Annotated in this window: 18 protein-coding genes, 1 pseudogene and 1 riboswitch; of the genes and pseudogenes, 2 read left to right on the forward strand and 17 right to left on the reverse strand. The window is 67.6% G+C overall.

Annotated features, from left to right (window positions below; all coding sequences use genetic code 11):
- Nucleotides 1-10 precede the first annotated feature (10 nt).
- The 4 genes from LRS10_RS20310 to LRS10_RS20325 form a co-directional block, all read right to left on the reverse strand.
- A complete protein-coding gene (locus tag LRS10_RS20310) occupies nucleotides 11-769 on the reverse strand; it encodes a class I SAM-dependent methyltransferase (protein WP_257838828.1) in 759 nt (252 codons plus the stop codon).
- 14 nt (nucleotides 770-783) lie between these two features.
- The gene (locus LRS10_RS20315; protein ID WP_257838829.1) at nucleotides 784-1,239 is read right to left on the reverse strand and encodes a Fur family transcriptional regulator; all 456 of its coding nucleotides are present in this window, start codon (nucleotides 1,237-1,239) and stop codon (nucleotides 784-786) included.
- 63 nt (nucleotides 1,240-1,302) lie between these two features.
- Entirely contained in the window at nucleotides 1,303-1,932 is a 630-nt protein-coding gene (locus LRS10_RS20320) for a TonB-dependent receptor (RefSeq protein WP_257838830.1), read from the reverse strand.
- On the reverse strand, nucleotides 1,898-3,343 hold the full coding sequence (locus LRS10_RS20325; protein ID WP_257838831.1) for a TonB-dependent receptor: 1,446 nt from the start codon (nucleotides 3,341-3,343) through the stop codon (nucleotides 1,898-1,900). Before LRS10_RS20325 ends, LRS10_RS20320 begins: the two co-directional genes overlap by 35 nt.
- Nucleotides 3,344-3,483: 140 nt before the next feature.
- On the opposite strand from LRS10_RS20325, the gene LRS10_RS20330 reads away from it, so the two are divergent.
- Nucleotides 3,484-3,975, forward strand: coding sequence for a Fur family transcriptional regulator (locus tag LRS10_RS20330; protein ID WP_257838832.1), 492 nt, complete (start codon nucleotides 3,484-3,486; stop codon nucleotides 3,973-3,975).
- Between the two features lie 174 nt (nucleotides 3,976-4,149).
- Here the strand turns inward: LRS10_RS20330 and LRS10_RS20335 are convergent, their stop codons facing one another.
- The 12 genes and pseudogenes from LRS10_RS20335 to LRS10_RS20390 all read right to left on the reverse strand — a co-directional run bounded on the left by LRS10_RS20335 (nucleotide 4,150) and on the right by LRS10_RS20390 (nucleotide 17,290).
- Nucleotides 4,150-5,586, reverse strand: a complete 1,437-nt coding sequence (locus LRS10_RS20335; protein ID WP_257835611.1) for an IS1182 family transposase — start codon at nucleotides 5,584-5,586, stop codon at nucleotides 4,150-4,152.
- Nucleotides 5,587-6,286: 700 nt separating this feature from the next.
- A complete protein-coding gene (locus LRS10_RS20340; protein WP_257838833.1) occupies nucleotides 6,287-7,312 on the reverse strand; it encodes an IS110 family transposase in 1,026 nt (341 codons plus the stop codon).
- Between the two features lie 377 nt (nucleotides 7,313-7,689).
- Nucleotides 7,690-7,818 carry a hypothetical protein gene (locus LRS10_RS20345; RefSeq protein ID WP_257838834.1) on the reverse strand — a complete coding sequence of 43 codons (129 nt, stop codon included), beginning with the start codon at nucleotides 7,816-7,818 and terminating at the stop codon, nucleotides 7,690-7,692.
- A gap of 142 nt (nucleotides 7,819-7,960) precedes the next feature.
- On the reverse strand, nucleotides 7,961-8,497 hold the full coding sequence (locus tag LRS10_RS20350; RefSeq protein ID WP_257838835.1) for a T-complex 10 C-terminal domain-containing protein: 537 nt from the start codon (nucleotides 8,495-8,497) through the stop codon (nucleotides 7,961-7,963).
- Nucleotides 8,498-8,940: 443 nt separating this feature from the next.
- A complete protein-coding gene (locus tag LRS10_RS20355) occupies nucleotides 8,941-9,957 on the reverse strand; it encodes an amidohydrolase family protein (protein WP_257838836.1) in 1,017 nt (338 codons plus the stop codon).
- Nucleotides 9,958-9,985: 28 nt separating this feature from the next.
- A complete protein-coding gene (locus LRS10_RS20360) occupies nucleotides 9,986-11,506 on the reverse strand; it encodes a prolyl oligopeptidase family serine peptidase (protein ID WP_257838837.1) in 1,521 nt (506 codons plus the stop codon).
- Nucleotides 11,473-11,931 (reverse strand): hypothetical protein, encoded by a 459-nt coding sequence (locus LRS10_RS20365; protein WP_257838838.1) that lies wholly within the window; start codon nucleotides 11,929-11,931, stop codon nucleotides 11,473-11,475. Before LRS10_RS20365 ends, LRS10_RS20360 begins: the two co-directional genes overlap by 34 nt.
- 62 nt (nucleotides 11,932-11,993) lie before the next feature.
- Nucleotides 11,994-13,763 (reverse strand): TonB-dependent receptor domain-containing protein, encoded by a 1,770-nt coding sequence (locus LRS10_RS20370; RefSeq protein ID WP_308238031.1) that lies wholly within the window; start codon nucleotides 13,761-13,763, stop codon nucleotides 11,994-11,996.
- Nucleotides 13,663-14,706, reverse strand: coding sequence for a TonB-dependent siderophore receptor (locus LRS10_RS20375; protein ID WP_257838839.1), 1,044 nt, complete (start codon nucleotides 14,704-14,706; stop codon nucleotides 13,663-13,665). Before LRS10_RS20375 ends, LRS10_RS20370 begins: the two co-directional genes overlap by 101 nt.
- A 228-nt stretch (nucleotides 14,707-14,934) precedes the next feature.
- Nucleotides 14,935-15,023: riboswitch (glycine riboswitch) on the reverse strand.
- A 245-nt stretch (nucleotides 15,024-15,268) separates the two neighbouring features.
- A complete protein-coding gene (locus LRS10_RS20380; protein WP_257839221.1) occupies nucleotides 15,269-15,661 on the reverse strand; it encodes a sensor histidine kinase KdpD in 393 nt (130 codons plus the stop codon).
- Nucleotides 15,662-15,733: 72 nt separating this feature from the next.
- A pseudogene (locus LRS10_RS20385) lies at nucleotides 15,734-16,564 on the reverse strand (sensor histidine kinase N-terminal domain-containing protein); the annotation flags it as partial.
- A 63-nt stretch (nucleotides 16,565-16,627) separates the two neighbouring features.
- The gene (locus LRS10_RS20390; RefSeq protein ID WP_257838840.1) at nucleotides 16,628-17,290 is read right to left on the reverse strand and encodes a response regulator transcription factor; all 663 of its coding nucleotides are present in this window, start codon (nucleotides 17,288-17,290) and stop codon (nucleotides 16,628-16,630) included.
- 89 nt (nucleotides 17,291-17,379) lie between these two features.
- On the opposite strand from LRS10_RS20390, the gene LRS10_RS20395 reads away from it, so the two are divergent.
- Complete coding sequence (locus LRS10_RS20395) at nucleotides 17,380-18,405, forward strand: ABC transporter substrate-binding protein (protein ID WP_257838841.1); 1,026 nt, start codon at nucleotides 17,380-17,382, stop codon at nucleotides 18,403-18,405.
- A gap of 219 nt (nucleotides 18,406-18,624) precedes the next feature.
- Here the strand turns inward: LRS10_RS20395 and LRS10_RS20400 are convergent, their stop codons facing one another.
- Entirely contained in the window at nucleotides 18,625-19,008 is a 384-nt protein-coding gene (locus LRS10_RS20400; RefSeq protein WP_257838842.1) for a response regulator transcription factor, read from the reverse strand.
- Nucleotides 19,009-19,122 lie beyond the last annotated feature (114 nt).

A 19,122-nucleotide genomic window follows, 5' to 3' on the forward strand; every position in this document is an offset into this window, starting at 1 on the left:
CCGAGCGGAGCTAGGGCGCGCCGCCCTGCCGATCGGCCACGATGACGTAGTCGAAACCGTGGCGGAGACCGTCTTCGGCATCTGCAAGGTTCAGTGCACGCGCCCTCAGCGCTTCACCATGGTCGACGAGCGAGGCGGCAAGCTTCGTGTTGGGAAGACGCGCCACCCGCATGAGCGCCATGTCGATCTGAGCGTTCACGAACCGAGCCTTGTAGCGGATGGGGAAGCGTCGCGCTTCAGATACGGTGAAGCCTGCGTGCTGAAGCTGCCCGACAACCCATTCCGCGGGATATTCCCGATAGGGCTGCTCTCCGGCCAGCAACAGACAAGCATCCCGATAGCGCCCGATCTCCCACACCAGCCGGCCGCTCTCGACCTCCGGCTCCTGGACCACGTAAGGGTCCAGGCCAACGAGGTAGAGCCGGCCTGCTGTCAGCTTCGCCAACCGGTCGAAGAGCGCCTCTTGGAAGTAGGGCGCAAAACCCTCGATGGCGCCGACCAGATAGTCCGCCACCACGGTGTCGAACCGCTCGCCGACCAGGAACCCCCCATCCGCCCAGTTCCCCACAAGCAACCGATCTGACGGCCGGAGCTTCACACGCTCGAGCACCTGGCGCGCGTGCCGCTCCGAGCCGGTGACGAGCGTGAGGCTCTCGGTCGGCAGCCCCGCCAGCCAGGTGGCCGAGTTGACCCCGGTGCCCGCGTCGAGAACGCGCCCCCATGGCCCTTGGTGCTGGCGGGTGAGGAAGTCGAACAACTGCGACGGCAAGGCGAGATCTCCCTCTAGGGCGCCAGAGCGGTCCCACGGCAGCGGGCGCAAACCCCGACCACTTCGCAGATCCAGCCCTCGACGCCGAAGGCGTGCCGGCGGGCCGCCGCACGGGCCGCGCCTTCGATGCGGATGTGAACAGGGGTGACGTCTTCACAGGCCCGGCAGACGAGGACCGCGGGGCCCGCCTCGCCCGGAGCGCGAGCGACGAAGGCGTTCAGGGTCTCGATCCGGCCAACGAGCCCCGCCGCCTGCAGCGCCCGCAGCGCCTGATAGGCGGACGCAGGGTTGCTCGGGCGGCCCGCGGCTTGCAGGCGCGGCAGCAACTCGTAGGCCTTCATCGGCCGTCCGGCTTCCAACAGCTGCTGCAGCATGAACCGGCGGTTTGGGGTCAGCGCCACCTGCTGGCCCCGACAATGCTCTTCAGCCGCCGCCAGAGCCGCTGCGACGTCCAGGTTGGGGGCCACCACCGGTGCGACCTCTTCAGGCCCGCGCCGGTTGCACCTCCTGAGGCGCAGCCGGCGCGGTGCGCCCTAGAAGGCGGCTCGCAGCCCCAGCACCACGGTGCGCCCCGGCAGGGGCGCCGAGCTCCGCAGGAAGGACGCGTGGTTCAGCGCCAGTTCGTCGAGGAGGTTCGTACCGCGCAAATAGACCTGAAGGTCGGCCCCGGCCGTTGGCAGCTTGTAGGCGATGGTGGCGTTGACCATGTCGTAGCCAGGCGTCTCCTCCTCGAAAGCGGCGATCTTGCCCTGCTCAAAGACGTGGTAGTACTCGAGCTCTCCGCTAAAGGCGCCCCAGTCGCCGCTGGCGCGGGCCCCGAGCCGGCCGCCCGGGATGCGTGGCAGGTTCCCACCGGCGTCCGTCAGCTTGGCCCGCACGTAGTCGCCGAACACCGAAGCGGATAGCTCCGGTGTGAAGCGATGGGTTATCTCCCCGTCCAGGCCCGTGAAGCGGGCATCCTGTTGCGCATAGCGGATCAGACGGAACTCCTCGAACTGGTCGAGGGTCTCGGCGAAGATGTAGTCCTCCATGCGATGGTGGAAGGCGCCCACCGTGAAGGTCGTGGCTCCCGTGGTCTTGCGGAAGGTCAGGTCGAGCGTGTTGGCGGTCTCCTCGTCGAGGGTCCGGTCACCGATCTCGTAGGTGTTCGTCGCCAGGTGCACGCCGCGCGCGTAGAGCTCCTGGGCCGTCGGCGCACGCTGGGGAGCGCGAAACCGCCAGCGCCACCGAATAGCCCGGCGTGAAGGTCCATAGGGCCGAGGCGGACAGCGAAAGCGGCTTGTGCTCGGTGGAGACGACCGTCGCGCCTTCAATTTCCTGCCAGTCCTGACGAGCCGCGACTTCGAAGTGCCAGTCGTTCCAGTCGAGCTCCTCAAACAGGAACACGCCCGTCGTCTTGGTGTCGGTGCCCGGAAGGAAGGCTTCCGAGCCCAACGCGCTGAAGTCGCTCTTGGCGGTCTGCACGCCGAACACGCCGCGGAACCCGCCGATCGGCTTGTGCTCCAGCTCGACACGGACATCGTGGCCCTTGTTGCGGAAGGTGGTGGCGACAGCCCCCTCGTCCACTTCATCGTGACGGTAGTTGGTGACGCCGGCCCTCAGCCGGACGCGCTCCACGCCGGCGATCGGTTCACGGTACTCGCCGCGGATATCCCAGCGGTCGCTGCGAAGGCGCACGAAGGGCGCTTCTTCTTCGTGCTCGTGGTCATGGTCATGATCGTGATCATCCTCGTCGTGATCATGACCGCCGCAATGCAGCGAGCTGCCATGCGGGTGGCAGGACTCGTATTCGTGGCTGTGGCCCGGCAGCCCGTACTCGCTCTTCTGGCGGGTGAACGCCGCCCCCAGGAAGCCGCGTTCCCCGATCCAGGACCCGCCGAAAGAAGCTGTGGACGTTTCATTCCAGGTCCCGTGGACCCGATCCTCGGACCAGTCCGGGACCTCGTAGTCGTCAGATTTGCGCATGACGCCTTCGGCATGCAGCGCAAGGCCATGGCCGCCGACCGTCAAGCCGAAGACGCCTGCCCGCTCCTTGGCGTTCGTCCCGCCGCGCAGTTCTGCAACGCCCTCGACGCCTCGCTCAGGGATTTCCGAGGGCACCTTCATGTCGATCAGGTTCACCGCGCCGGAGATGGCGCCGCCGCCGTAGAGGAGCGCGCTGGGGCCGCGCAGAACCTCAATCTCGCGGAGCAGCAGCGGCTCGGTGGTGATAGCATGATCGGGCGACACCGCTGAGGCGTCCATCAACTCCGAGCTGTCCGACAGCACCTTCACCCGAGGGGCCGTATGGCCGCGGATCACCGGCCGGCTCGCGCCGCCGCCGAATGTGTCGGAGTTCACGCCAGGCAGCCCCATAAGCGTCTCGCCGAGCGTCGCCTGGCGGCGGCGCACCAGCTCGTCGCCCGCAAGCTGAGCCACGGGCGTCGCGACTTCCTCCAGCGCGTGGCCGAGCGGCGTCGCTTGGACGACCACCTCCGCAACAACGTTGCCTTCGGCGCGCGGCTGCGCGGCCGCGGATCCCGCAAAAAGCGCAGCGGCGCTGGCCGCGGCCATCATCATTTTGCGAGACGTCATGACTGTACTCCCCAGAAAGCTGCGGCGGACAGTTATGTTATAATGTATCGCGTCCGCAAGGGGGTTGTTGGACAGCTCGCCGCGGGCCAGGCGGAACCGGCCGCGTAGGCAGAGCCGGCCCGGCGGACTACATTGGGCCGATGAGCGACAAGCATGAGGCCGCCGCGTGCCGCCACGCTGCAAAGGCGCCGATCACAGACGCCGCATTGCGATCCGCCGCTGGCGAGGCTCGAGAACGGGCTGCAAAGGCGGGCATGCGCTGGACGCCGCAGCGCGAACGGGCGCTAGAACTGCTGCTAAGAGCCGGCGGCCCGGTGAAGGCGTACGACCTGGTCGCCACATTCCAGCCCGGTGGCCAAACGGCGCCACCCACGGTCTACCGAGCTCTGGATGCGCTCGTCGAGCTAGGCCTCGCGCATCGCATCGCCAGCCGGAACGCCTATGTCGCTTGCCATCGTCATGACGGCGAGGCCCACGCAGCGTCTTTCCTCTTCTGTGACTGCTGCGACGCGGTGGAAGAGTTCGAGGCGCCAGTCGGGGAGGTTATGGCGGCGATCAAGGCGCGTGGCGGCTTTCAGCTCCGCGCCATGACCTTGGAGGCTCACGGGCGGTGCAGCCGCTGCCAGGACTGAGGCTCTCTCCTTCGAAGTTCAGCCTCTGAGGTCGAGAGGGTCTGGTCGAGATGGCCTACTTCAGAACTTCCGCTTTCCGGTGGGAAGCCAACGTCCGCAATCGACCGAGGCCGTGTAAAAACTCGCTGCCGGCGCTGAGCCGCTGATGGCAGGCGGGCTAGACGCGCCGCTCCCTCAGGTCCGGATCGCCGCGATCAGCGGCCCCGTTCCGAGCATCTGCATCACCCGCTTCATGTTGTAGGCGAGGATGTGGAGACTGATCTCCGTCTTCACGTTCGGGAGCCGCTTCATTAGGAAGTGGGTGTGGCCCATCCAGGCTTTGATCGTCCCGAAGGGGTGTTCGACGATCCGCCGGCGGGCCCGCATGGCGTAGGGCGCGAGATCCATCCGCCGCTGCAGCGCCTCGATCGTGGCTTCATGCTCCCAGCGGGTGATCCGGCGCTCGACGCTGGGCGTGCACTGGGGCTTCAGCGCGCAGGCCTGGCAGCTCGCCCGATCCCAGTAGCGATGCAGGGTGAGCCCCTTCTCGACGGTCGTCATGCGCCGCCGGAGCAGGCTCCCGCCGGGACAGCGATAGGCGTCCTGCTCGGGCACGTAAGCAAAGTCCTGCTTGCCGAAGCGTCCATCGGCCTTGGCACCTGAGGTGAGCGGCTTGGGCACGTACGGCGTCACGCCGATCTGCTCGCAGGCCAGGATCTCCTCGCCGGAGAAGTAGCCTCGGTCGGCCAGCATCTCGAGCCGCTCCACGCCCATGGCGTCCTTGGCCTTGCCGCTCATCTCGGCGAGCTGCTGGCGATCGCTGCCCGTGGTGATCACGTCATGGGCGACGATCAGGTGGTGCTCGGCGTCGACGACGCTCTGGACGTTGTAGCCGACGATGCCGCTGCCGCGGCCGCTCGTGGCCATGGATCGCGCGTCCGGATCGGTCAGCGATACCTGGCCGTCAGGGGACGCCTCCACCTGCGCCTCCATCGCCTTCAGCGCCTGCATCTGCGCCCGCAGCGTGGCGATCTTGTCCTTGAGCTTCACGGTGCGGGCTTCGACCGCCTCGCCCTCGAGACGGTCGGCGGTGTCCAGCTCCTGGAGATAGCCGGCGATGTGCTCCGCGACCTGCTCGATCCGCTTCTTCAGCTTGGCCGGCGTGAAGTTCTTGTCGCGGGTGTTCACCGCCTTGAATTTGCTGCCGTCCACCGCAGCCACCGCCTGAGTGAACAGGCCGATCTGACGGCACAGCACAATGAAGTGGGCGCAGGCCGCCTGGATCGCTGCGCCGTTGTCCTTCCGGAAGTTGGCGATGGTCTTGTGGTCCGGCGCGAGCTTCCCCGTCAGCCACATCAGCTCGACGTTGCGCTGTGCTTCGCGCTCCAGCCGCCGGCTCGACTGCACCCGGTTGAGGTAGCCATAGATGTATAGCTTCAGCAGCATCGCCGGGTGATACGCCGGCCGGCCCGTCGCAGCCGGGACGATCTCGAAACCCAGGCCGCCGAGATCCAGCTCATCAACGAAGACGTCGATCAGCCGAGCCGGGTTCTCGTCGCTGACGTAGTCGTCCAGACAGCTGGGAAGCAGCACCGGCTGACGGCGATCTTCACCCTCGACGAAGCGGCTCATCAGCGCCTCCCGACCCGTGTGTCAGGAGTCTGCCCTGCTTCGCGTTTTTACACAGCCTCGACCCTTAGCGGAACCTGGAAAGCCCGCTTGCCCGATGAGCCTTCCAGGAGGAACCTTCGCCGGTGGATGCGCGCACAGAGCTCATCGGAGTGTTGGAATTAGCGAGGAGCGCGCTGGCGCATCCTGAGAATGACTTTGCTTGGTCCAGCTGGTCTGACGCAAACGCAGCTTTGGCAGAGCTCGACGGTCACATCGCGGCTATCAAAGGTGGCGGAAGCGCTTCCCGCGTGGATCTCGACGTCTTGTTCGCTGCGACCGGGCCCATCTGCGAAGTGGCGTTAAGTAGCGGATGGTCTGAGAGCTATTTGCGTCTAGCGGACAGGTTCGATGCGGCTCACAGCCGGTTTCAGACGGCGTCGACGTAGGTCCGCTAACCATCTGTGGACGCCCCCTTCAGCGCAAGTCTGACGTGATGGGGTTCTGACGCTTCGTCGGATGCTGCTGCCATCTGTCCGGCCTGTGATGCGCCGCCATGACGGCGCTGGCCCGTATGGGAGTTCGCGGACCGGGTCCAAATTCCCCGTAGCGTGCTCGTGAAGCACGGTGGAAAGCCCTGGTTTTCCCGATCCCGTCTCGCCGACTGTGCGCCATACCCTCCATCGTCCGACTTACGCCTCGACGCCTCTGGAGCTGACGGCGGTCAGACCGCCAGCGCCGGAGCTCTGTAAATTCCGCCTCTCGCCAGCAGCGCCCACACGATCCGGGCGGTCTTGTTGGCCAGGGCGACCGCCACCAGCATCCGCGGCTTGCGAGCCAGCATCTGCGCCAGCCATGAGCCCGCCGGCGCGCCTCGGATCAGCGCCTGCTTGATCACCGCGCTGGCGCCGATCACCAGGAGTCGCCGCAACGTTCGCTCGCCGGCCTTAGTGATCGAGCCGAGCTTCTGCTTGCCGCCGGTAGATCGTTGCACGGGCGTGAGGCCGACCCAGGCGGCGAAATCGCGGCCACACCGGAAGGTCTCTGGCGCCGGGGCCAGCGCGACCAAGGCTGCAGCCGTGACCGGGCCGATGCCGGGGATCGTCATCAGCCGGCGGGCGACGACGTCCTCCTTCGCCCGCTGCGCGATCTGCGCATCGAGGACCGAGATCTCGGCGGCCAACTGATCGAGCATGCGGACCATGGCCTTCAGGCTCGTCCGAGCCGCCTCGGGAATCTCGCTATCCGGGTTCTCGATCTGCGCCACCAGCCGCTCGATGTGCATCACGCCCTTCGGCGCGACGTGGCCGTACTCGGCCAGGTGACCCCGCAAGGCGTTCATCAGCTGCGTGCGCTGATGCACCAAGAGGTCCCTGGCACGGAAGACCACGCCCGAAGCCTGCTGCTCGACGCTCTTCACTGCAACGAACCGCATCGTCGGCCGCTGGGCCGCCTCGCAGATCGCCTCGGCATCCGCCTGGTCGTTCTTCTGCCGCTTCACGAAGGGCTTCACGTAGGCCGGCGGGATCAGTCGGACGGTGTGCCCCAACTTGGCGAGCTCGCGGCCCCAGTGATGGGCACCGGCGCGGGCCTCCATCGCCACCACGCACGGCGGCTGGCTGCCGAAGAAGCTCAGCAGGCGGCTGCGCGGCAGCTTCTTGCGGAAGATGACGGAGCCGGATGCATCAGCTCCGTGCGCCTGGAAAACCGACTTCGCGATGTCAAGGCCAATGGTGGTAATCTCGCCCACGGGCGCCTCCCTCCAGTGAAGCTTAACACCTCACTCTGGCACGCAGATGCCGTCGGGGGGCGTCCACCCCATCACCCCTAGCAGACGTCCGGCATGTCTGCTGTCGGGGCGGTCCGCGCGAATGTCTGCTTCCAGCCTTGGAGCGAAGTTCTGCTCGCGACCCAACGCGGACCTTGGCGCATGGCGATGAGCGGCGAAGCTCTCAAGCGAAGCACGATCCGTCCAGCACCATCCGCGGCCGGTAAAATGGTCCGTCTCCACGGCAAGCCCTAGACGGTTCATATCGTTGTTGTTGTCCGGGACATGCCCAAGCGTCAGCTGGCTCATGGACACAGCTAAGCCGTGAAGCTCAAGGGCCGCAACGGTGGAGAGCGGGCCTAGTTCAGCGCCCACGCTGCGAGTGCGGCGATGACGATCACACCGACGACCATGAGCCAGGGCGTACCCTTTCCCAGCCACATGGTGTCTCGACGAGCGTCGTGCCGAAGAGAGTCAAACGGGCGCATGTGTGCTTCTCCAGGTACAGCGAACCTGTTCAGCGAGAGTTGGTCACGAGCACGCGAATTCTGCAACGGGCGGGAAGCAGAAGCTAGATCCACGCCTTGAAGCGGAACTCCGAAATCTCCAAGGAAATCCATCTCGTGGTCGTCAGACGCACGGGTTCGTCACTGGTTTCCGGGGAGTAGACAGCATGTCCTGCGTCGCGCGACGCAGGTCGCCGGGCGAGCCTTTCATGTCCCGGTATAGTTCGACCGCGTCAGAGCGGCAGAGTTCGTCACGTCCCATACGCTCAATGTCAGCGACGCCATAAGTCTTCTGCGAGAGCAGTTCTTGGGCCGCTGGTCGCCCCCACTGGTTCTTCCGTATGAAGCCCTCGATCCGACCGATCGACGTTGCCAGTTCGCGCTGAAAGGCCGCGTCTTGCCCGGGGAAACAGCGAGCACCGACTTCCTGGACCGTTACATAGAGGCGCCAGGCGCAGAGAACCGGCGTCTTGCCGCTGTGGTCGGACTCTACAACCGACCCATCCGGCAAGGTCATGCTGCGAATACCACCGGGGTAGGTACGAACGACCGAGCCATCGGCTTGTGTCGTCACGTCTGTTGCGTCTGGGCCGACGGTACTCACAGATGTCGCACACGCCGCTGCCGTAAACGCAAGGAGAGCCAGCGCGATTTTGATCATCTTGGCTCCTGAGTCAGAAATTCGGCGAACGCTCGCATACATTCGCCTGTGCCGGGAGCATGATCGTGCGGCCAGAGCCCGCCCGACGAGCCTCCTTTGCTGAGCTGAATGTAGTCTTCTGGCGTTTGGCCGACCTCCCTATCCCACGGATCCAGGCAGGGATGTCCACAAAAGGGAAAAGCAAAGGCGGCCTTTCGGCACTTGAGCGGACCTTCGGAACGTCGGCTAACGACCCAACGCGGACTTTGGCGCGCAACGTCGCACTATGGCGTAGGCGCCGCGGCACGACCTCGAATTTCTGCGACGGCTACGTGGTCTGACGGCGGCGATCTTCCCTATCGTGGAGAGGCTGGACTCACTGAGACTTGAGTGCAGCGCCGATTAGGCCGCCAATGCACTGGGGCTCGCGCGGCGCCCCAGGAGCGTGCTCATCGCTCCACGGATCATGGCAAGCGGGGAAGCTTGCCGTCGCGAGGAAGTGGAACCTTGCTTCGGCCGATTGCCCTCACCTCTGCGGCGGTCAGCGACGTCTCTGCCGCAAGCCCCTCGTAGTAGGCACGCAAATCGCCAGCGAACGGCCAGTCCGACGCCGTAACGAACCGCTCCGGACCTATTCTCCGGAGCAGCGCCGAGAAGGCCGCCCGGTCGGCCGGCGTCGCCTCGGGACGATACACCTGCGCCAGATCAAACCAGAGATTCTTGGCGATCATCGGATCGTGCGCGATCACGTCGGCGAAAGCGCCCAGCGCGGCCAGCGTCGGGGCGTCGATCCCGCCCCACCCCGCCGAATGGGCGATGATCAGCGGCACGCCGCGCGCCTCGGGCAGAACCTCCCGGATGAAGGTCTGGGCGTCCTCGCGCCCGTAGTCCGGCGAGCTGGTGCGCATGTGGATCATGATGGCGAACCGCGCCTCCGCGGCGGCGCGCACGACCGCCTTCAATCGCGCCACGTCGGCCGGGGAGCGCAGATCCACACCCGAGTTGGTCAGGTGCAGCTTGATCCCCGAGGCGGTGCGGTCCGCCCGCCAAGCGGCGATCTCTGCGAGCGCCGTCTCCGTCAGCGGATTGAGCCCGATGAAAGCGACAAGCCGGTCAGGATGGGCCCGCGCCTGCCCGACCGTGAAGGCGTTGGCGGCATGGAGGCGCTGCGGGGCGTCGGCCGGAACCGGCCCCATCAGCGCGCTCTCCGCCAGGTAGCCGGTGGACATCAACCAGCCCCGTCGAACGCCGGCCGCATCCAGGGCCGCAAGGGCGTCGGCCACGGACAGGGGATTCACGAACGCCGGGTCGCAGGGCCGCTTCCGCAGCGGGCTCTCGCAATAGGCCGGAAGCATCGCCAGGATCTCGGGCGAATGCACATGCATGTGGTGGTCGGTCGCCACATCCATCGGCTGGGCGGCGACAACCTTGGCCGAAGCGAACAGGACCAGGGCGGCGGCGACGCTCGTGAGCCGGCGCATCAGCGGCTTCCTTCCCGGGGGCGGCCGGCTATTCGACCGCCTCCCCCAGCAGGTTCTTTCGCCAGAACTGGAGGACCGTCCAGAAGTGGTAGTCGGCGTTTTCCTTCTTCTGGAAGATGTGCCCCTCGTTCTTCGCAAGCAGGTGCCCGACCGACCCGCCGCGAGCGCGGATCGCCGCGATCACCTGGTCCGCCTCCGACGGCGGCACGCGGGGGTCGTTGCCTCCCGTCGCGACAATCATGGGGATCTTGATCTTGTCGACGGAGCTAAGCGGCGAGATTTCCTGCAGCTTGGCGCGCTGCCTGGGATCGCGCTCGTCGCCGTATTCCACCCGGCGAAGGTCGCGCCGGTAGGACTGGGTGTTCTCCAGGAACGTGACGAAGTTGGAGATCGCGACCGTGCAGCTCGCGCCTTTCAGGCGGTCGCCGTAGCGGATCGCGACCGCGTAGCACATGTAGCCGCCGTACGAGAGGCCCGAGACGCCGAACCGACTGGCGTCGAGCGCCGGGTCCTGGGCGAGCGCGTCGTAGAACGGGCCGATGTCCTTGACCGAGTCCTCGCGCTTGAACGGGCCGTTGTCGAGGTTGACGAAGCGTTTTCCGAAGCCCGACGAACCGCGGACGTTCGGCATGAAGACCGCGACGCCCAGCTCGTTGATCAGGTAGTTCCACGAGCCGATGAAGTCGGGGCGGACCTGGCCTTCAGGCCCTCCGTGAATGTCCATCACCAGCGGCCGCTTCCCGGGAAATTTCGCCGGGTCGGGACTGTAGAGGAAGCCGGAGACCGGCTCGCCGTCGAAGCTCTTGACCTCGATCAGCTTGGGCTCGACGTTGGCTTCGGGGTCGAGGCCGCCGCTTTCGCTCCGGGTCCAGCGGGTCACCGCCAGGGTCTTGGGATCGATCGAGAAGGCGTCGCCCGGCACGCGCGCCGACGAGAGGCTCAGGCCGATGTCGCCCCAGGGCGCAATATGGATAGGGTCGCCGATGCTCCAGTTGAGGACCCCCGCCGGCAGCCCGTCGACGTTGCGGGTCACCCCGGTGGCGATGTCCATTACGCGGAGCCGCGTGACGCCGGCGTCGTTGATCGCATAGGCCAGGAAGCTGCCGTCAGGCGAGATCGCGAAATCGCTCACATCCCACTTCGGCTCCCGGCTCACGGGCGTGAACCGGCCGCTTTTCCGATCGAGCTTGCCCAGCCGGAGGAAGTCGGAATCCTTGTCCGAAGTCGTCCAGATCGTGCCGTCCGGCGCGTAGCGGGCCCCGGGATAGGAGACCTGAGCCTTGGGGTCGGTGACGCGGGTGAGCTTCCCGCTGGCGAGATCCAGCTCGTAGATGACGGTCTGGTTGATGGATGTGCGGTTGGCGACCAGGGCGGTGCGGCCGTCCTCGGAGAAGTCGGCGATGTTCCAGCCGCCGCCGGTCACCTGCGCGACGAGGCGCTCGCTGCCCGGTGTCGTGGGATCGGCGACGTAGAGGTCCATGTCCGCGCCGTTCCGGCGGCTGGAGGCGTAGCCGATCAGCTTGCCGTCCGGACCCAGGCGCCGAACCAATTGCGGCTTTCGCCGTCGGTGATCCGCGACAGGCGGCCGTCCTTCAGGGTGTAGAGCTGGTAGAACTCGCCGCCGCCCACGTCCTTCTGCACCACGGTCGTCGCACCGTCGGGCGACAAGGCCGCGAACATGATGGGTTCGTCCTCGAAGCTCACCTGGCGGCGGTCGCCATAGGGCGTTTGCACGACGTGGAGCTGCTCCGTTGCGCCGAACCGGGTCTTGATCAGCATCGAGCGGTCGGCGGGGTTCCAGCCCAGGAAGGCGGCGCGACGCGACTGCAGGTAAGGCCGGGTGGCGTCCACCAGCGTTTCCGGCACCGCCGGGAGCTCGTCGGCGACGACGGCGGCGGGCGGCGGGACGGCGGCCACGGCGGGCGCGGCGATGGCGAGGGTCATGCCCATCGCCGCGGAAAGGCGGGTCAGCATTGGGATACTCTCGTAGGCAAGGGCGGCGGGCCGGGCGCAGGGGCGCGGCCCGCCCATGCGCATCAGAAGGCGACGCGGGCGCCGACCGTGAAGTAGCGGCCGATCACGTCGTAGTAGGGCGAGTAGAGCGAGCCGGGCGGCGGATCCTTGTCGAACAGATTGGTCACCGCGCCGTAGAGCTCGACATTGTGGTCATCGACCGACAGTCGAGCGTTCAAACCCACATCGAAGTAGGTGTAGGCGTCGATCTTGTTGTTCACGATGTTGATGGTCGAGTTGTACTTGCCCTTCGAGATGTAGCGGGCGCGGGCGAAGCCGCCGAAGACGTCGCCCTTCCAGTCGGCGCTGGCCATCACGCGTAGCTTGGGCACGCCCAGGCCGAACGAGTACCCTTGCGACCGCACGTATTCGATCACGCTGATGCCGTCGTCGGTGGTCAGGCTGTTCACCCAGGTGCCGACCAGGCGCAGGGTCAGCTTGCCCGACGCGCTGGCGAACAGGTCTTCCATTGCGGCGCGGTAGGACACTTCAGCGTCGACCCCGTCCGTCTCGTACTTCGAGAGGTTCACGAACGTCGAGCGGGTGCGGACGAGATTGCCATCGGCGTCCCGGTCCACCTTGGCGCAGAGGTCGGTGTTCCCGTTGAAGCAGCGGGTGACCAGGTCCTGCGGGGCGATGGTGGTGATGACGTCGTCGATCTTGATCTTGAAGTAGTCGATAGAGAGGTTGAGGCCCGGGATCGACGGTGGCTGGTAGGTGACGCCGGCCGTGAACGTGTCCGCTGTCTCAGGCGTCAGCTCCGGGTTCCCGCCGCCGTTGTTCAGCACATAAACCGTCTGGCCTTTCACCGGGTCGTTGATGTTGTTGTACCCGGTGGTCGTCGTGGTGAAGAGCTCGGAGAGATTGGCCGAGCGGATGTCGCGCGACAGGGTGACCCGGCCGCGGAAGCCGCCGAAGAACTCGTTCGTGGCGCCGACCTTCCACGACCAGATCGAGCCGGTCGTGTCGTAGTCCGAGATGCGGGCGGCGGCGTTCAGGTCCAGCTTCTTGAAGCCGGGGACATCGGCCAGCACCGGGATCAGGATCTCTCCGAAGGCTTCCTTCACCGTGAACTCGCCGGCCATGGCCGAGAAGCTGAACGACGTGAAGGCCTTCGCCGCGTCCAGCTCGCCGACGGTCTGCTTGATCTGCTCCTTGCGGGCCTCGATGCCGACGGCGATCGAGACGTCGCCGGCCGGCAGTGCGAAGGGCTCGCCGCGCAGGCTGACGCCGCCGACGTCCAGCTTGGTCGTCGCGCGCTGCCGCGGCGTACCGGTGACGTAGTCGATGGCCGCCTGCGACGGCGCGCCGAGGCCGAATAGATTCAGCGGCACGCAGTTGGTCGAGGGGTTGGTGAGCGCGATCCGGCAGATCGGCTGGCCGGTCGTCGGGCTGATCACCGAGTCCACCGCCCAAGCGAACTCCTGGCGAAGCTGGAAGCCGGGCGTATCGATGTTGTTCTGGTACTCGCCGTGGCTGTAGAAGGCGCTCCAGCGCCACGCGTCGTCGGCGAAGGAGCCGTCCAGGGCGACCGACACCTGCGTGTTGACCCGCTCGAAGTCGATCGTGCCGTACGACAGGTCGGAGTTGAACCGGCCCATGGTGAAGGTCGTCTGGCCCGCCGCCAGCATGGCGTTGCGGACCTCCGGCGAGAGGAAGGCGTTGTCGCGGCTGATCGTCAGGTTGCCGCGGTTATGGTCGCCGAACCAGATGTAGTTGTTCCACATCCGCGACCGCAGGACGTCGGCGGTCAGTTTGAGGTTGTCCGTCAGATCGTAGGTCGCGCCGAACATCAGGGCGTAGCGGCGTTGCGGCGTGACCAGCGGGCTGAGGTCGTCGTTCGAGGGGCCCTCGCCGCCGATCATCGACGTGCCGACCACCGTGCCCCCGCGCGAAGTCGCGCAGCGAGCCGTCGGGGTTGAAGGCCTTGCCGGCGAGCACGCCCGACAGGATCAGGCCGCCATAGGCCGCGTTCGAGAAGCCGACATCGCCCACGTTGATGAAGGTGCCAGGGATGGCGCTGTTGGCCACCTGCGACCAGCGGCCGACGTTCTTGCGAGAGATCTTCGGGACCACGCCGTCGTTGTCGAGGTACTCGCCACCCACCACGAAGTGGCCGCGCCCGCCGGCGAACTCGGCCCCATAGGCCCCTTCCACGCGGATCTCGGCGGCGTCGTCACGGGAGGAGATACCGTACTGAGCGCCAAACTTGGCGCCGTCCAGCTCGCGGTCGATGCTGATGTTCACGACGCCCGCCACGGCGCCGGAGCCCCAGGCGGCCGAAGCGCCACCGGTGACGATATCCACCCCGCCAATCAGGACGGTGGGGATCGTGTTGAGATCGTTCTCGCTGGTGAAGCGACGGCCGCCGAGCAGCACCAGCGTGCGGCTGATCCCGAGCCCGCGCAGGTCGAGCGGCGCGTTGCCGGCGCCCGTGTTGGTGCCGGTGGTCTGTGGCGACGTCGTCGCCCGGAACTGCGGCATGTCGTTCAGCGCGGCGGCGACATTGGGCCGGGCGCCGACCAGCAGCTCCTCCGGAGTCACGTGCACAGTGGGCGTCGGGGCTTCGAATCCGGCCACGTCGATCCGCGAGGCGGTGACCACGACGGCCTCGACCTCGCCGGACGCGGCCGGAGCCTGGGCGAATGCGCCCGAAGCGTAGGCGGCGGCAAAAAGCGCGGGCGCAAGGCTGCAGCCCATCAGCAGGCGCGAGCGCCTACGGCGAGAATTCGACATTGGTAGATCCCCTTTTTCGTCGCGAGCGACAGCTGTTGTGGCCGGGCTCCGCAGGCGCGGTCTGCGCCGCGCTCCCCAGAGACGACGCGTCCGGCACGCGGGTCCCCGCGCCTGTCCACGCCTCCGGCCTTGCTTGCCCCCGCTGTCCCCGTGCCTGAGAGATTCAGGCGCCAAGCGCCCTTGCTCCTTCGGCGAGGTTGGCGCGCCAACCTGCTTTCCAGCGTCAGTCCGTGCCCTGCGGTCCTTTTGCCTGAGCGTTTCCGGGGCGGTTGCGCCTTCGGCGTCGGGGGAGGTCCGATCTCTCCCGCAAGAGCAGGAATGAGTAGATTGAGCCTCGATCAACCTGTCAAAAGGCTGTTTCCTGCAATCAAATTCCACCCACCGTCATTTGACTGCACATTTTTGCCGGCGAACATCTCGCAGCAGGTCGTCCTGGTTGCATTGCCGATGGCCGAGGTCTGCGGCTGACAGGTCGGTGACAGCTTTCGGCCCGCACCCCCACCCGGGGATTTTTGAACCGAGCCGTCGCTTGCCTGCAGTCTGTGCTTACGGCGCCACAGTTTTAGGCAGGCTGGAACACCAGCTGCACCGCCAACCCTCGTCGCGGGCGGTTCCGGACGGTGAGTTCGGCGCCGAAGGCGTCAGCCAGGGTCTGTACGACCGCCATCCCAAGCCCCGCGCCCAACGTGCCTTCGGCCCCGGCGCCGCGATAGAAGCGCTCGGCGAGGCGCTCGAGTTCGGCCGGCGGCATGCCGGGGCCGCGGTCCCAGATGGTCACCGCCACGCGCCCGTCCGGCATCGGACGCAGCCAGGCGAAGATCATCCCGCCGCCGTAGACGGCGGCGTTCGACAGCAGGTTGCGGAACATTTCCGCCACCAGCACGGGATCCCCACGCACCCGAGCGGCGGCCGCGTCGTCTCGCACGCGGACCTCCGACCGCGGATGGGCGCCCATGACCTCCACAGCCGCCTGCCGCACCGCCGGCGCTACGTCGGCCGAGCCGGCGACGGCGGTCGATTCCGCCCGGGCCAAGGCCAACAGCTGACTGAGCACCACATGCAGCCGGGCAGAGGCGTCGCGGGAGTCCCGGACCAGGGCGGCGGCCTCGCCTTGCCTGAGACGTCCTCCGGAGAGCAGCGCGAGGTTGGCGGTGATCACCGACAGGGGCGTGCGGAGTTGGTGAGATGCGTCGGCCGCGAACCGCGCCAGACCCGTGGCGGAACGTTCCAGGGTGGCCAGCAGGCCATTGTAGGCGCCGACGACCGGCGCGACCTCGACGGGGACGCCGACCACGGACGCAGGCGCATAGTTGGCGCGCAGCTCCTGAGACCTGCGGGTAAGCTCGGCCGCCAGCTGCTGTAGGGGGCGAAGGCTCCACACCGTCGCTGGCCAGATCAGCAGGGCCGCCCCGCCGACGAGACATACCGGAAGGGCGATCAGGCCGAGCAGGAGTTCCCGCACGCTGGCGCGGCGGGAATCGAGGCTTTGCGCCACGACCACGGAGACCGGAGCCTGGAGGCCGGGCACTTCGACCATCGTCTCGGCGAGCCGCACCGGCATGCCGAACATCCGGCCGTTGCCGAACACCACGGCGTCGACACGCGCCTTCGGCAACTGCGGCAGCTCGCCGTAACCCGTGACGAGTCGCCCCTCCTGGCGGACGCCGTAGAAGACCGCGTCCCGCTCCGGACCGTCAAGCAGGCCGAGCGACCAGGGCGAGAGCCGCACCGTCGCGCGCCCGTCGCGGGCGCTGACCTGCTCGGCGATGGCCATCACGGAGGCGGCCAGCAGGCGGTCCGATGTCCGCTCCACCACCCGCTGCGCCAGCATCGCTCCGCCCCCGGCCAGGGCCGCGGCGAGAAGCGCGAGGGGGGAGCACTTGGGCGAGCAGCAGCCGAACCGCCAGGCTGGAGGGCAACCTCAAGGGTCGAGCCTGTAGCCGACGCCGCGCAGCGTTCGGATGCCTGGCCCGTCCGGCTTCAGCTTTCGACGGAGGCGTCCGACATGGACGTCCAGGACGTTCGGCGACACCGCCGCCTCGTCGGGGAACATCTCCGCGACCAGTTGCTCCCGGCTCACCACGCGCGCTGGTCGGCTGGCGAGAACCTTCAGCGCGGTCCACTCCCTCGGGCGCAGGTCGAGCGGCCGACCGCCAACCGCCGCAGCGCCTGACTCAAGGTCGCAGGTCAGGGCGCCGACCACCAGGAGATTGGCCGCCGCCCCGCGCTTGCGCCGGACGACTGCGCGGACGCGCGCCGCGAGTTCCTCTGGCTCGAACGGCTTCAACACGTAGTCATCGGCCCCCATGTCGAGGCCCGCCACGCGGTCCGGAACGGCGTCGCGGGCCGTCAGCACGACGATCGGCAAGTCAGAGCCCGCCCGCCGAAGCCGGGCGAGAATCTCGAAACCGTCGATGTCGGGCAGGCCGATGTCGAGGACCATGGCGTCGAAAGCACGCGCCTCCAGCTCCCCGAGCGCAGCGGCGCCGCTGGCGACAGTGTGGGGCTCGTGGCCCGCGGCGGCGAAGGACGCGGCGAGGGATCGCGACAGCGGCGCGTCATCCTCGACAACTAGGATCTTCATGGCGATGCTTGGACGAGACGCAGAACGGCGGGAGGATCTTGATTATCGGAGCGCAGCCGCCCTCGGGGGTCAAGCCGAGCCGCCGCGCCATGCTGGCGGCTGCCCCGGCGCTCTGCCTCGGCGGCTGCCGCCTTCCAGGCGAAGCCCAGGACCCATGGGTCGCGCGGGCCGCGAAGCGCGAGGGCGAGGTCGTCATCTACGCCAATAACGACGTGGCGGGCGCGGTCGCGGAGGGCTTCGAACGCCGCAACCCCGGGCTGAAGGTCCGCTTCCGCGAACTCAGTTCGGTCGGCATCCGCGATGCCATCGTCTCGGAGGACCGCGGGAGCCGCCCGATCGCGGACATCGCCTGGAGCACGGCGATGGACCTGCAGGTGAAGCTGGTCAACGACGGCTACGCCCAGCGCCTGCGCCTCCGCGAGGCGCAGGACCTTCCGCCCTGGGCCGTCTGGCGCGATCGCGGCTTCGCCGTCACTGCCGAGCCGGTGGGCTTCGCCTACAACGCCCGTGTCCTGGCGGAGGCCCCGCAGAGCCACGCCGCCCTCCTCCGCGCCCTGCACGAGGACCCCAAGGCCTGGCGCGGCCAGATCGCGCTCTACGATCCGGAGAAAAGCGCTGTCGGCTTCATGTACCTTTCGGCAGACACGCAAATCTATCCCCAGGCGTGGGAGCTCCTGGAGGCTATCGCGCGCTCAGGCCCTGGCCTCTATGTTCCTGGCGGAGCGATCATGCGGCGGCTGTCCAGCGGCGAGCACCGCCTGGCCTACAATATGACGCTGACCTACGCCGACTGGTGGGCGCGCAACCGAGATCCGAACATCCGGTTCCTAGAGCCCAACGACTACCACTTCGCGATTTCGAGCGTCGCGTTCGTCACGCGGGCGGCCCCGCATCCGAACGCCGCGCGCCTGTTCCTGGGCTACCTGCTTTCCGACGAAGGGCAGCGGCTGCTCACGGCTGGGCGCCTTCGCCCGCTTCGCAACCATACCGAGGATGGCTCACCCGGGGCGCGACACATACGTGTGGGTCCCGCCCTCCTCGCCAACCTCGACCAAGCCAGACGCGCCGACATGCTGGCGCGCTGGCGCCACGCCCTCGCCGCGGGCCCGGCCTGACAGAGGTTGAACCGCTCGCCGCGCCGGTTCAGCCCCACCACACTGGGCACGGGCTGTCCTGTGGGCGATGAAGAGTTGGCGGGCCCCACAGCGCCGCGGGGCGACGGCGCCGCCGCGGGGGGCGCGGCCTATCAGGTCCGGGCGGGTATTGGAGGGGATCTCGACCAGAGATCATGGTCGACGTCACCTTGCGGCTCCGAGGGCCGAAGTCCCCGACGGCTAAGCCTCGGCCGCGCAGCTGCGCAGCATGCGCTCGAGACGCTGCTGGAGCACGTCCGGCTCGAACGGCTTCATGAGGTAGTCCCGCGCGCCGAGGCCGACCGCGCGGGCGACATCGGCCGGATGGCGGCGCCCGGAAAGCATGAGGGTCGGCAGGCGGGCGAGTTTCGCAGGTCCGAGGCGCTGGAGGACGGCGAAGCCATCGAGGTACGGCATGTCGATGTCCAGGATCATGGCGTCCGGCCGGAAGGCCAGCACCTTCTCCAGCGCCTGGATCCCATGCCGCGCGAAGTCCGCGTCATGGCCCATCATCATCATGCGGAGCATCAAGATCTCGACGATCAGCGGGTCGTCGTCGACCACGAGGACGCGCCGGCCGCTCATGGGGCGCGCCGCCGGGCCAGGGCCTCGCGGTCTTCCGGGCGCCGGCGCCATGCCAGGCGGTGTGGGGCCGGCGTGCGGGGCGACGGCCGCGGTTCGCGGGGGTATGCGATCTTC

The sequence above is a fragment of the Phenylobacterium sp. J426 genome (genome assembly GCF_024699945.1).
GTDB lineage: Bacteria > Pseudomonadota > Alphaproteobacteria > Caulobacterales > Caulobacteraceae > Phenylobacterium.

Excerpts from the sequence above, each read along its gene's own strand:
- LRS10_RS20330 (WP_257838832.1), top strand. The coding sequence starts at position 3,484 with ATGAGCGACAAGCATGAGGCCGCCGCGTGCCGCCACGCTGCAAAGGCG.
- LRS10_RS20370 (WP_308238031.1), bottom strand. The coding sequence starts at position 13,763 with ATGTTCGGCGCGACCTACGATCTGACGGACAACCTCAAACTGACCGCC.
- LRS10_RS20345 (WP_257838834.1), bottom strand. The coding sequence starts at position 7,818 with ATGCGCCCGTTTGACTCTCTTCGGCACGACGCTCGTCGAGACACCATG.
- LRS10_RS20380 (WP_257839221.1), bottom strand. The coding sequence starts at position 15,661 with ATGGGCGCCCATCCGCGGTCGGAGGTCCGCGTGCGAGACGACGCGGCC.
- LRS10_RS20365 (WP_257838838.1), bottom strand. The coding sequence starts at position 11,931 with ATGCTGACCCGCCTTTCCGCGGCGATGGGCATGACCCTCGCCATCGCC.
- LRS10_RS20350 (WP_257838835.1), bottom strand. The coding sequence starts at position 8,497 with ATGATCAAAATCGCGCTGGCTCTCCTTGCGTTTACGGCAGCGGCGTGT.
- LRS10_RS20355 (WP_257838836.1), bottom strand. The coding sequence starts at position 9,957 with ATGCGCCGGCTCACGAGCGTCGCCGCCGCCCTGGTCCTGTTCGCTTCG.
- LRS10_RS20400 (WP_257838842.1), bottom strand. The coding sequence starts at position 19,008 with ATGAGCGGCCGGCGCGTCCTCGTGGTCGACGACGACCCGCTGATCGTC.
- LRS10_RS20395 (WP_257838841.1), top strand. The coding sequence starts at position 17,380 with ATGCTGGCGGCTGCCCCGGCGCTCTGCCTCGGCGGCTGCCGCCTTCCA.
- LRS10_RS20375 (WP_257838839.1), bottom strand. The coding sequence starts at position 14,706 with ATGTCGAATTCTCGCCGTAGGCGCTCGCGCCTGCTGATGGGCTGCAGC.
- LRS10_RS20390 (WP_257838840.1), bottom strand. The coding sequence starts at position 17,290 with ATGAAGATCCTAGTTGTCGAGGATGACGCGCCGCTGTCGCGATCCCTC.
- LRS10_RS20325 (WP_257838831.1), bottom strand. The coding sequence starts at position 3,343 with ATGACGTCTCGCAAAATGATGATGGCCGCGGCCAGCGCCGCTGCGCTT.
- LRS10_RS20335 (WP_257835611.1), bottom strand. The coding sequence starts at position 5,586 with ATGAGCCGCTTCGTCGAGGGTGAAGATCGCCGTCAGCCGGTGCTGCTT.